Annotated in this window: 11 protein-coding genes; 5 read left to right on the top strand and 6 right to left on the bottom strand. The window is 59.2% G+C overall.

Annotation, left to right across the window (positions count from 1 at the left end; all coding sequences use genetic code 11):
* Positions 1 to 8: 8 nt before the first annotated feature.
* The 4 genes from ASD36_RS14410 (at position 9) to ASD36_RS14395 (ending at position 4,064) form a co-directional block, all read left to right on the top strand.
* On the top strand, positions 9 to 560 hold the full coding sequence (locus ASD36_RS14410; protein WP_060505587.1) for a DUF1003 domain-containing protein: 552 nt from the start codon (positions 9 to 11) through the stop codon (positions 558 to 560).
* Positions 561 to 769: 209 nt separating this feature from the next.
* Positions 770 to 1,192 (top strand): TadE/TadG family type IV pilus assembly protein, encoded by a 423-nt coding sequence (locus ASD36_RS14405; RefSeq protein ID WP_060505588.1) that lies wholly within the window; start codon positions 770 to 772, stop codon positions 1,190 to 1,192.
* 1 nt (position 1,193) lies between these two features.
* Entirely contained in the window at positions 1,194 to 2,927 is a 1,734-nt protein-coding gene (locus ASD36_RS14400) for a pilus assembly protein TadG-related protein (protein WP_060505589.1), read from the top strand.
* 216 nt (positions 2,928 to 3,143) lie between these two features.
* Positions 3,144 to 4,064: a hypothetical protein gene (locus ASD36_RS14395; protein WP_060505590.1), complete on the top strand. Its 921-nt coding sequence runs from the start codon at positions 3,144 to 3,146 to the stop codon at positions 4,062 to 4,064.
* Between the two features lie 29 nt (positions 4,065 to 4,093).
* Here ASD36_RS14395 and ASD36_RS14390 read toward each other — a convergent pair whose 3' ends face one another.
* From ASD36_RS14390 to rpiA, 5 genes are all read right to left on the bottom strand, one after another.
* Positions 4,094 to 4,492, bottom strand: a complete 399-nt coding sequence (locus tag ASD36_RS14390) for a GFA family protein (protein WP_060505591.1) — start codon at positions 4,490 to 4,492, stop codon at positions 4,094 to 4,096.
* 122 nt (positions 4,493 to 4,614) lie between these two features.
* On the bottom strand, positions 4,615 to 5,988 hold the full coding sequence (locus ASD36_RS14385) for a 3-deoxy-7-phosphoheptulonate synthase class II (protein ID WP_060505655.1): 1,374 nt from the start codon (positions 5,986 to 5,988) through the stop codon (positions 4,615 to 4,617).
* Between the two features lie 276 nt (positions 5,989 to 6,264).
* Positions 6,265 to 7,656, bottom strand: a complete 1,392-nt coding sequence (gor, locus tag ASD36_RS14380; RefSeq protein ID WP_060505592.1) for a glutathione-disulfide reductase — start codon at positions 7,654 to 7,656, stop codon at positions 6,265 to 6,267.
* Between the two features lie 207 nt (positions 7,657 to 7,863).
* Complete coding sequence (locus ASD36_RS14375; protein ID WP_060505656.1) at positions 7,864 to 8,415, bottom strand: DUF2059 domain-containing protein; 552 nt, start codon at positions 8,413 to 8,415, stop codon at positions 7,864 to 7,866.
* 160 nt (positions 8,416 to 8,575) lie between these two features.
* Complete coding sequence (gene rpiA, locus ASD36_RS14370) at positions 8,576 to 9,268, bottom strand: ribose-5-phosphate isomerase RpiA (protein ID WP_060505593.1); 693 nt, start codon at positions 9,266 to 9,268, stop codon at positions 8,576 to 8,578.
* Between the two features lie 220 nt (positions 9,269 to 9,488).
* Here rpiA and ASD36_RS14365 point away from each other — a divergent pair, with 220 nt between their 5' ends.
* Positions 9,489 to 10,166, top strand: a complete 678-nt coding sequence (locus tag ASD36_RS14365) for an HAD family hydrolase (protein WP_060505594.1) — start codon at positions 9,489 to 9,491, stop codon at positions 10,164 to 10,166.
* A 68-nt stretch (positions 10,167 to 10,234) separates the two neighbouring features.
* Here ASD36_RS14365 and ASD36_RS14360 read toward each other — a convergent pair whose 3' ends face one another.
* Positions 10,235 to 12,112: a murein L,D-transpeptidase gene (locus tag ASD36_RS14360; protein ID WP_060505595.1), complete on the bottom strand. Its 1,878-nt coding sequence runs from the start codon at positions 12,110 to 12,112 to the stop codon at positions 10,235 to 10,237.
* Positions 12,113 to 12,187 lie beyond the last annotated feature (75 nt).

Below are 12,187 nucleotides of genomic sequence, written 5' to 3'. Positions count from 1 at the left end.
GCCTGCCCATGTCGCACCTTGACGAAATCTCCCACATCCTTTTCGGCAAATCGAGCAGTGAACTTGGCGCTATAGAGCGTCAGGTTCTCCACCGCGCCAAAGAACGCAAGATCGTGTCGCAGGACACCAACGCTGCCTTCGTTGCTGGACAGAGCTATGGTGACCGGATGGCAGACAGCATCGCCCGTGTCGGCGGCTCCTGGGGCTTTATCATCGCTTTCCTGATCTTCCTTGCCGCATGGGCCATCGCCAACACGGTGCTTTTGACGCGAGATGCGTTCGACCCCTACCCTTTCATCTTCCTCAACTTGCTGTTGTCGATGATCGCCGCCATCCAGGCGCCGATCATCATGATGTCGCAGAACCGGCAAGCCATGAAGGATCGCTTCGATGCCTCGAAGGACTATGAGGTCAATCTCAAATCCGAGCTGGAACTGATCTCGCTGCACAACAAGATCGACACGGTGCTATTGCGGGAAATCGCCGAACTGCGTGCCGATGTCGGCCGGTTGCAGGGACAGCTCGCGCAATACAAGGATGCGGGAAATCCGCAAGCCTGACTTCGCCTGTCCCATTCCGGTGCGGGAGTCCACTGCGCAAACACAACCAACCAGAAATGGCACAACTTAAAATCGATTATTCGCAGTAATTAGCGGTAAAAACGTAAAAGACGATTTATTAGCGTACGGAAAAATTAACAAATGAAGCACACGATATAGGTGTAACTGGATCGCCATATCGACCAGATACAAACCTGGAGGTGTGTTCCATGTCTCTCATATCGCAGATGCGTAGAGATATTGACGGGGCGGCCGCATTGGAATTTGCGATTGTAGCCCCCCTGTTCTTCCTGACGATTTTCACCATGATCGGCTACGGCATCTATCTGAGCGCGACGCATGCAGTTCAGCAGATCGCCGCTGACGCAGCGCGCACCGCTGTGGCGGGACTGTCCTCGACCGAACGAAAGAGCCTGGCCCAATCGTTCATCCAGTCATCGACGCTGGATTACGCCTTCATCAACAAGGCGAAGCTCACGGTGGACGTCGCCGATGACGTCAAGAACCTCAATCAATTCACCGTCACCATCGTCTACGATGCACGCGATTTGCCGATCTGGAATCTATTTTCCTTCGCGCTGCCCGACGAAGAAATCAAACGTTACGCAACCATCCGGCTGGGAGGTATCTGATATGGTCCGCGAAACGCTGAAACGCCGCAATATTCTGGCCAATACTTCAGGTAATATCGGCATCTCCACAGCCATTGTTCTGCCTCTTGTCGTATTGTCGCTTGGGCTTGGCATCGATTTCGGTTACCTCACGCTGCAGAAACGGGAAATGCAGGGCATCGCCGACCTGACCGCCATCGTCGCCGCATCCGATCTGCCGAATGTCGAGTCTGCTGCGCGCAATCACTTCAAGATCAATGGCCTTCCTCTCGCGCTTGCAACCAAGGGCGGCTTGATCAATCCGGATGGAAAGGTCATCCCGGAAGATAGTGTCGCCATGAAGAATGGCATCGTCACGATCGTCAAGGGACGCTATGTCCCCGATCCCGCACTAGCGACCGGTCAACGTTTCATCCCGAACGCCACGCCGGCGGATGCAGCCCAGGTCTCGATCGAGAAGGAAGGCGCGCTTCATCTCGCCGCCATATTCAGCGCACCGCCAACGATGAGTGCAGTGGGCACCGCTGCAAGCACCAAGCTCGCGTCCTTCTCCGTCGGTTCACGGCTCGCAAGCCTCAATGACGGCATCCTCAATCAGCTACTGGGCCAGATGCTGGGCACGACGATTTCCCTGAAAGTCATGGATTACCGGGCGCTGGTGGATGCGGATATCGACGTCCAGCCCTTCCTTAAGGGCGTGTCCACCCGCCTGAACCTGACGGCGGCGAGTTATGAAGACGTGCTGAAGGCAAACCTCACCATGCCACAGCTGCTTGCCTCCATGCAGGCCGTTCACGGGATTTCCGCCACGGCCAATTCGGCGCTGAAGGCGCTTGAAACGGCCACCAAACAAAACAAGAAGACCTTCACCTTGTCGCAGATCCTCAACATCGATCCCAAAAAAGGATTGAGTGTCGATGCCGGGTCCAACTGGGCGATGAAGATCAGCGCGCTCGATATCGTGTCAGCAGCTGCTGCCCTTGCCAACGGGACCAACCAGATATCGCTTGCCACCGTGGCCGGCCTGCCCGGCATTGCCTCGGCCAGCGTGAAGCTTGCTGTTGGTGAGCCGCCCGTCACCACGCCGGCCCATCGGTTGGGCAGTCCAGGTTCGGCGGTGCGCACCGCGCAGACCCGGCTTGCAATTGAGGTCAACATCGATGGGCTGTCCCTGCTTGCCGGTTTGCGGATCAAACTGCCGATCTATGTCGAGGTTGCCTACGCGGAAGCCAAGCTCGCCGACATTCGCTGCTATGGTGGTTCAAACACCAATGCCAGCGTCTCGGTCGATACCGTTCCGGGCGTCGCGGAGATTGCGATCGGTACCGTAAATCCCGCTATTCTGTCAGACTTCAGCGATGAGGCACGGGTTGAAAAAGCGAGGATCCTCGACTCGTTGCTGGTCAGGATCGATGGCATCGCCCATGTCGAAGCCAAGAACCTTCAGCCGCAAAGGCTAACGTTCAGCCCGTCCGAGGTCGCGGCCAACTCTATCAAGAGTGTTTCGACCAAAGACATTCTGACCTCGGCAACGCAGACACTGCTCAACAACCTCGATGTCGATATCCAGGTACTGTTTCTGACGCTCGGCAGCCCCAAGCTCGTTCAGGCAGCGCTCGCCCAGACGCTGGGAGCCGTTACACCGGCGATCGATAGCCTGATCTACAATCTTCTTCTGGTGGTCGGCGTCCGGGTCGGTGAAGCTGATGTCCGCGTCACCGGCGTCAACTGCTTGCAGCCAGTCCTCGTACAATAAACGTCACAATCACCCCTCTCATTCGTAGACCGGATGGCAATCTTGCCGTCCGGTTTTTTTTTCGAATAGATCAGTGGCACGAACCGTCCTGTTATTTGCAGCCTTTGGTGAAACAATTGATGGACTTATACCGTTTTGCAACAGACATGCCTTAACAATAACCATTCAGCCGATTCCCGGCCCGACATAGTACCCGTATGGACTTTCGCCAAAACCATGAACGGCAAACATCCGCCTGCGATCGATACGACAGAAGCCGGTTTCTCCGCCGAGGTTGATCGGTTTGCGGCGAATCCTGCCTTGTTCCCGGTCCTGCAACAGGCGGCGCGGCATATGATCGAGCTTTACGATCACTTTCCGCGGATTGCCCGTCTGGTTGCCGCCCAGCAGAAATGGCTGCTGACGCAGGCCGCCTACGCACTGCATTTGCAGCGCGACCCCACGGATCCGCTCTCCGGCATCACTGCGGCCAGACTTCTTGAAGTTATCGCAGCCACAGGCCTTTCGAGCCGCAACACCGCCACAGCGTTTCTGGCGGAGTTGCGCGCCTACAAGCTTGTCCGCGATGTCGCAGGGTCAACGAGCAAACGCAGCCGCCCGCTGGAGCCGACCGAAACCAGTCATGAAGCAATGACGTTGTGGTTCCGTGGCCAGATGCGCAGCCTCGATCTGATCGATCGGAGTAATCGGGTGGCGCAGCTGGAGGCAAATCCGGACATATTCCGCCACGCCCAGCCGCTCGCCGCCAAACGGCTGATCGCCGATCCGGCATGGCGCGAACCGCCGCTGAGCATCTCCTGCTTCGTCTGGACAGAATATGGCGGGCTGATCCTTGATGATTTCGTCTCACGGATTGCCAATGCCGAACCGGAGGACGGCCGCCACTGGGTCGAGAACCTGCGCTTTTCCGAACTCTCCAGCCACTACTCTCTCTCGCGCACGCATGTCCGCCGCCTTTTTGCCCGTGCCGAAGCGCAGGGCTGGTTGGGCTGGCAGGATCGCAACGGCAGCCGGAACAGGATCTGGGCCACGGCTTCGTTCGTGGACGACTACAAGCGCTGGCAATCCATCAAGTTCTGTGCGCTGGAACGGGCTTATAAAGAAGCAGTACTTTTGACCGGCCCAGACGTCTTCTGAGGCAGATACAGGGCCTCCTGCCACACCCATCAGGCGCTTGACTGCGCAAATTGCGGCAGATCATCATTGATCTCGTAGAAGTCGCCCTTGTCGGCACAGAAGATGTGAACGCCGAAGGACAGGCCGGTCGGGGTATCGAACGCTCCGGCCATGATCGATGTATAGTCCAGACTGTCCATCTTCCAGAACAAAGCCGAACCACAGGTCTTGCAGAAACCCCGGCGGGCCTGCGGGCTCGAGCGATACCAGGTGATACTCTCCGCCCCTTCAAGCGCAAGTTCACTGTCGAGAACATTGGTCGCGGCATAGTATAGACCGGTCTGCTTGCGGCATTGGGAACAATGACACGCGATCACTTCGCGCAGTGTCCCGCGTGTACGGAAACGGACAGATCCACAATTGCACGATCCGGTATTTTCTTCTGCCATGAATATCCCCTCAAGCGACTTGTAGTCCGGCCCCCGCGGACAACAAAAAACCGGGCCAGCTTCGTCAGCCGGCCCGGCTCTGTCAAATTCAATGTGCTCAAGGTTTTGATCAGCAGCGCTGATCAGCCGTTGACGACCATCCGCTTTTCGTCGCGGCCGCCCTTCATGCGCTCGGCAAGAAGGAAGGCCAGTTCCAGCGCCTGGTCGGCGTTGAGGCGCGGGTCGCAATGGGTATGGTAACGATCGGCAAGATCGGCACCCGACAGCGCACGGGCGCCACCGGTGCATTCCGTCACGTCATTGCCGGTCATCTCGATGTGGATGCCGCCCGGATGCGTGCCTTCGGCGCGGTGGATCTGGAAGAAGCTTTCGACTTCCGACAGGATGCGCTCGAAAGGACGGGTCTTGTAGTTGTTGAGCGTGATCGTGTTGCCATGCATCGGATCGCAGGACCAGACGACCTTGCGGCCTTCCTTTTCGACCGCACGGATAAGGCGCGGCAGGTTTTCGGCAACCTTGTCATGACCGAAACGGCAGATCAACGTCAGGCGGCCGGCTTCGTTCTGCGGGTTGAGCAGGTCGATCAGCTCGATCAGGCCATCAGCCGTCAGCGACGGACCACACTTGAGACCAAGCGGGTTCTTGATACCGCGGCAATACTCGATATGCGCGTGATCGGCCTGGCGCGTGCGGTCGCCGATCCAGATCATATGGCCGGATGTGGCGTACCAGTCGCCCGACGTCGAATCGACACGGGTCAGCGCCTGCTCGTAGCCGAGCAGCAGTGCCTCATGGCTGGTGAAGAAATCGGTCTCGCGCAGGCTCGGATTGCTTTCCGGCGTAATGCCGATCGCCTTCATGAAATCCATGGTTTCGGAGATGCGGTCGGCAAGCTTGCGGTAACGCTCGGCCTGCGGGCTTTCCTTGACAAAACCGAGCATCCACTGGTGCACGTTGTCGAGGTTGGCATAGCCGCCCATCGCGAAGGCGCGCAGAAGGTTCAGCGTCGCAGCCGACTGGCGGTACGCCATGATCTGGCGTTCCGGGTCCGGAATACGAGCCTTCTCGGTGAATTCGATGCCGTTGATGATGTCACCGCGATAGCTCGGCAGCTCGACGTCACCCTGCTTCTCGATATTCGAGGAGCGCGGCTTGGCGAACTGACCGGCAATACGGCCAACCTTGACGACCGGTTGCTGGGCGCCGAACGTCAGGACGACAGCCATCTGCAGGAACGCGCGGAAGAAGTCGCGGATGGTGTCCGCGCCATGTTCGGCAAAGCTCTCGGCGCAATCGCCGCCCTGCAGCAGGAAGCCCTTGCCTTCCGAAACATTGGCAAGCTGGCTCTTCAGACGGCGCGCTTCACCGGCAAATACCAGCGGCGGATAGGTCGCGAGCTGCGCTTCTGCGGCCGCGAGTGCTGCCATATCCGGAAAATCCGGCACCTGCTGGATGGGCTTCTGCCGCCAGCTGTTCGGGGTCCAATTCTCTACCATGTCGATCACCTGTTCTCTTGCGCAAGGTCCGCCGCAGCAGCAGTTGCATCGCCGGATCCACACCCTAGCAATGCCGCCTGAAACCGGTTTTGAACCGTGTATCAACGGAACAATTCCTGAACCGTAGCCTTCCCTCGGGGGAAAACGGCGATTTTGCGGATGCGGGCTTATAAACGTTAACATAGGGATTGCAAAGCCATTGTGCCAGCAAAGTGCGCGCAGCCCCGGCGCGCCCTACCCTGCGTTGCCAAGTGTTTGGCGCAACACCTTACCGGCTCATACGGTCCGCTCGCCGTTCCTGATCCGGTAGCTCGGACTATACATCGTCACCAGCTCTTCCGATGCGGTTGGATGCACCGCCATCGTCCGGTCGAAATCGTCCTTGGTGCAGCCGGCTTTCAGCGTAATTCCAAGCAATTGCGCCATTTCGCCGGCCTCGTGGCCAAGAATATGGGCGCCCAGGACCTTGCGGTCGGCAGCATTGACGATCAGCTTCATGATGGTCTTCTCCGCCCGCCCCGAAAGCGTCGCCTTCATCGGCCGGAACTCGGCCCGGTAGATTTCCAGATCGGCAAATTTCTTCGCGGCTTCCTCTTCCGAGAGGCCGACCGTACCGATTTCCGGCTGGGAGAACACTGCGGTGGCAATCAGCTCATGATCCGGGGATGTCGGGTTACCCTTATACTCTGTCTCGATGAAGCACATCGCCTCATGGATCGCCACCGGCGTCAGTTGCACCCGGTCGGTCACGTCGCCCAGCGCATAGATACCGGGCGCGCTGGTGCGCGAGAATGCATCGATGATAACAGCACCGCGCTCGTTGACGGCAACGCCAGCTGCCTCGAGACCAAGCCCCGTGGTATTCGGCACGCGGCCAAGCGCCAGCATCACCTGATCGGCGGTCAAGGCACCATGCTTCTTCGTTTCCACTGTCAGCCTGCCATCGGCATTTTTGCTGACGGACTGGATCAGGTCCTCGCACAGGATGCGGATACCCTTTTGCTCCATCGCCGCATGCAACCCACGCCGCATGTCCTGATCGAAGCGCGACAGGATTTCCTTGCCGCGGTAGATCAGCGTCGTCTCGACACCGAGACCATGGAAGATGTTGGCAAACTCAACCGCGATGTAGCCGCCGCCGGCAATCACGATCGATTTCGGCAGCTCCGGAAGGTCAAAGGCCTCATTCGAGCTGATGCAGAGCTCGTGACCCGGCAGCGCATCGTGCGGCGTCGGATGACCACCGACGGCGATGACGATCCGTTCGGCCGTGACGGTCCTGCCGCTATTCTTCAGCTTGATCGTGTTTGGGCCGGTCAGCTCGGCCCGCTCATGCAGGATTTCCGCGCCGGCATTGGCCAGCCCTTTTTGATAGAGCCCCTCCAGCCGGGTGATTTCCTTGTCCTTGGCGGCAACCAGCTTTTTCCAATCGAAAGTGCTTTCGCCGACGGTCCAGCCAAACCCCTCAGAATCCTCGAAATGCTCGGCAAACTGCGAGGCATAGACATAGAGCTTCTTGGGAACGCAGCCGCGGATCACGCAGGTGCCACCGTAGCGGAACTCCTCGGCGATCGCCACCTTCTTGCCCATCGCCGCAGCAAGCCGGCCACTGCGCACGCCGCCGGAACCGCCGCCAATAACGAAGAGGTCATAATCGAAAGAAGCCATGATGAAATACTCCCGGCAGGGTCATATGCGAAGGGAAGCGGGACGCGGGGGGTAAGGCTGCGGCCGCAAACAGCGGTACAGCGCCTCACCGGCGATTCCGCCGTGTGATGGTGATATAGGGTGGCAGGATGCAAAATGAAAAGCCCGGAATGACCCGGGCTTCAGCAAATCGGCGTGAATGTGCTGCCAGGAACCGGCAGGCGCTCCTTATTGGGCAGGCGTCACGGGAGCCGTGCCATCGACCGGCTGCTGACCGGCGGTCAGGGTCGCGCTCAAATCCTTGGTTGCAGCCGCATTCAGATCGCGGGAGATACCAGCGGCCCAGATGTCGGCGGCCTTGACCAGTTCGCGCGAAGCGATCGGGCCGTCGTTCAAAAGCTTCTTGCCAGCTTCGGACGTGTAGAAGGTCGCAATCGCGTTCAGCTGCTCGACGGTGAAGGTCTTGGCATAGATCGTTGCCGCTTCACGCTCCAGGTCGGCGCGGCGCGCAGCCAGTTCGAGCGCCTTGGCATCGACCGTCTTGGAAATCAGGTCTTCGTAGTTCGGCGAGGACTGGATGAGGGTCGTCTTCAGGCGTTCAGCCAGATTCGGCAGGATATTGTCAAAGCCGTTCGTGGCGTTGATGGCAGCGATTGCGGCCCGTGCGGCCTTGATCTGCTCGTCCGTTACATCCTGCGCCCGCAGTGTCGGAACCATGACGGCGGAAAGGATGATGGCCGTTGCAGCCATTGTACGGCCGAGACCTGCGAATTTGATCATGTCTGTAACGCTCCTGTCAGTTGATGCCGGATTGCGCGCATGCCTTGCATCTGCGAACCCCTGCATAATTCAATTTCAAAGCTGCCGCCACCTGCATCGGGCAATCCCGACCGGCGGCGGCGCTATAGCAATCCGGCGCGGCAATTTCGGCCGCAACCGGTCAAACCGTCATCACCCTTGCCCCCGCCGGACCGGCGATGATGGCAAGAGATGCGATGCCGATGAATAGTCCATGTTCGACCACGCCGGGAATGGCGTTCAGTTCGCGTGCAAGCGCATCTGCATCAGGAATGCGGCCAAAAGATGCGTCCAGAATCAGATGTCCACCATCGGTCATGAACGGCCCGTCGCCGGAAGCCCGCACGGCGATTTCGCCGGAAAGCCCATGCCGGGCGGCAAGCTTTTCAACGGCGATACGCGTGGCGCCGAGCCCAAAGGAATTGACTTCGATCGGCAGCTTGAAAGCGCCGAGCGTCTCAACCACCTTGGTTTCGTCGGCAATCACAATCATCCGAGCCGAGGCGCACGCAACGATCTTTTCACGCAACAGCGCGCCGCCGCCGCCCTTGATCAGGCGCAGCATCGGGTCCACTTCGTCCGCACCGTCAATGGTCAGGTCAAGTTCTGGAAGCTCTTCGAGCGATTTCAGGGGCACACCGAGTTCCAGGCAAAGCCGTGCCGTGCGTTCCGATGTCGGCACGCCCTCGATACGAAAGCCCGCCGCCACTTTTTCGGCCAGCAAGCGAACGAACTCTTCCGCCGTCGAACCTGTGCCGATCCCAAGTCTCATACCATCTTCGACATAGTCGAGCGCTGCCGCTGCAGCCTTGATCTTCATCTGACGGGCGTCCATGCGCCACAATCTCCTCAAAACTCACCGATGGGGCCACGGCAAAACATCGCGTCCCTTCGTTCCGTTGAGACGTTTACACGGCTGCAACGGCAAACAAAAGCCCCAATAGCGGCCAGAATGCAAAAGCAAACCAGCGCTTCCGCGTAAAGTTACGATTGCTTTTCTCGCCCGCTTCCCCTACCCGGATGGCAACATTTCCAGCAAGTTTCAAGAGGTTCCAGTGTCCGCATCCGTTGTCGTCTTTGATCTTGATGGAACCCTCGTCGATACAGCGCCCGACCTGGTGGCAAGCCTCAACCATGCAGTTACGCAGGCCGGCCTAGCGCCAGTGACCTATGACGACCTGACACATCTCGTTGGCCATGGCGCCAAGGCGATGATCGAGCGCACGTTCACGCTGCGCGGTCAGGCGCTTTCCGATAAGGACCTCGACTGGCAGATGAAGGAATTCATCGATTTCTACCATGGTTCGATGCCGGGTGATTCTTTCCCCTATCCCGGCGTCATCACTGCGATGGATCGCCTGTCTGCCGCCGGCTTTACGCTCGCCGTCTGCACCAACAAGCTGGAAATGCTGGCCAGAAGCCTGTTGGAGGGCCTTGGCCTGACATCCCGTTTCGCAGCGATCACCGGCGGCGACACGTTTTCCGTGCGCAAGCCCGATGCCGAGCATTTGTTGTCGACCATCCGGCTTGCCGGCGGATCGCCGGAAAAATCGGTAATGGTCGGCGATAGCCTCAACGACATTCTCGTCGCAAAGAACGCCTCGGTTCGCTCGATCGGTGTTCCCTTCGGTTATTCCGACGTGCCCGTCGAAAGCCTTCAGCCGGACATCGTCGTCCGCCATTTCGACGAACTGACCCCCGATCTGATCGAGCGCCTTATCGCCCGGGCATAAAAGCCATGCGGACATGAAAAAGGCGGCTCGAAGCCGCCTTTTTCATGGACTGGTCCAGTCGACGATTGTCACCCTTCGGCGCGGCGCGCAAGACGCGTCGCTTCAAGTGCGCGGTCCATATACATGTCGCGATCATAGACGTCGTGGAAATATTCCACCGTGCCATCCTTGTTCGGCCATGCGGTGAAATAGGCGACGTAGACCGGGATTTTTTGCGGTACGGACACGCCCTTGTTGCGGCCGCCGGCAATCTGCTTGCCGATATCCTCGACCGACGTGCCGAGCACGGCAGCCGCCATCCTGCGCGGATCGGCAAGGCGCACGCAGCCGTGGCTGAGCGCGCGATCATCCTTCTTGAAGAAGCTCTTCGACGGCGTGTCGTGCATGTAGATGGCATGCGTATTCGGGAACAGGATCTTCAGTTCACCCAGCGCGTTGTCGCTACTTGGCGGCTGGCGCACGGCGACGCCAGCCGTCGAACCGTTCCAGTTGACAGAGGAGGAGGACACCGGCCGCCCCTTGAGCTCAACCTGATAGCCGAGACGATCGAGGTAACCCGGATCGTTGCGCAGCTTGGGCAGCATCTCGTTGATGATGATCGACTGCGGGACGCCCCAATAGGGGTTGAACTCCACCGTCTGGATCTCATCCTGGAAGAAGAATGTCTGGTGGGCCTTGGAACCAACGACAACCCGCATTGAGAACTGCTCGGCACCCTGTTCGTGATAGTAGACCATATAGGCGGGCTGGTTGATGAAGACATAGCGGCTGCCGAGATCGGCGGGCAGCCAGCGTGCCTGCTCCATAGCGATTCGTACCTTGGCGGCCTTGCTTTCGGTCGTGTCCCCACCCGTCAGGATGCGGATCGATGCCTTGCCGACGACGCCGTCCGGCGTCAGGCCGTGTTCCTTCTGGAAGCCTTCGACCAGCGCTACCAGTTCCGGCGTATAATCCGGCGTCCCCTGGTATGCTGATAGCGTCAGCGCATGTTCCACCTTCAGCGCATCGGAACCCTTGACGCGGATAGCCGCGACCACATTGGCCAATTCCGGATTGCTGATACCCGGTTTCAGAAGCGTGCCCGGTGCAATCGTGATCCGCGGCGCATCGCCGGTCCGCGCCTGCAGCGCCGCCAGTTCCCGCTTCAACGCCAGGAATTCAACGCCGGAAGGCGTCTGGGAATTCAGATAGGCCGCAACATCGTGACTTCTGGCGATATTGCCCAGCTTGCCGGTCAGATTGACGTCCTTGCGCTTGAAATCGTGATAACCGGAAATCTTGTTCGGATCGATGCGCCCGCGCACGGTGTCGGCGATATAGGTCAGCGTTGCGGCCGACAGCTGGATCTCGAACTCGACGAGGGATTTTTCACGCGCAGCCATGTCGTTGCGGTCGAACGTATCGGACGGAACGGTGACGGCATAGTCCTGCGGATCAAGACCGACGCTCGCCGCCTGCCCCAGGACCGTCAGAGCCGCCTTGGCGGCTGCGTTCGGGGCATCGCCGTCAATCCAGACGAACCCATCGCGGCCGGTATAGAAAGTCTCGATCGCCTTGGCGACATCGGCCGGCGCATAGGCCGTGACATCGGGAAGAAACTGGCGTGCATCGGCGAGCGCAGCGGCTGGCGCCGGCGGCAGGACGTCAGCGCGGACGGAACCGGTCACAACCGGGTCGACGAGCTTTGCGGTGGCGATCCGGCGCAACGGCTCGGCCTTGTACGTATAGTATTGCGGTGAACTCACCTTCGGCAGCGGACGAGCGGCCTGCTTCTGCACGGGCTGCACCTGCTCGACGCCTGGCAGCGGCTGAACTTCCTCAACCACCGGCTTCTTCTTGCGAAAAAGATCCAGGAGGTTCAGCGCCTCCGCGCGCTGCACACCGAGAGAGGCGAACGCGCACCCGGTCATCAGTGTCACGATCGCAGCAGTCTTCATCAACTTCATAGGTTCACTCGTCCCCGTATCGCATTGCCGCCATCAGCGGTTCGCGCCTGATGCTCCGTCATGTCACCAGGCTTT

The sequence above is a fragment of the Rhizobium sp. Root1334 genome (assembly GCF_001426665.1).
Taxonomy (GTDB): Bacteria; Pseudomonadota; Alphaproteobacteria; order Rhizobiales; family Rhizobiaceae; genus Pararhizobium.
Note: the sequence above shows the minus strand (reverse complement) of the source record. Positions and strands in the feature narration are given on the sequence as shown.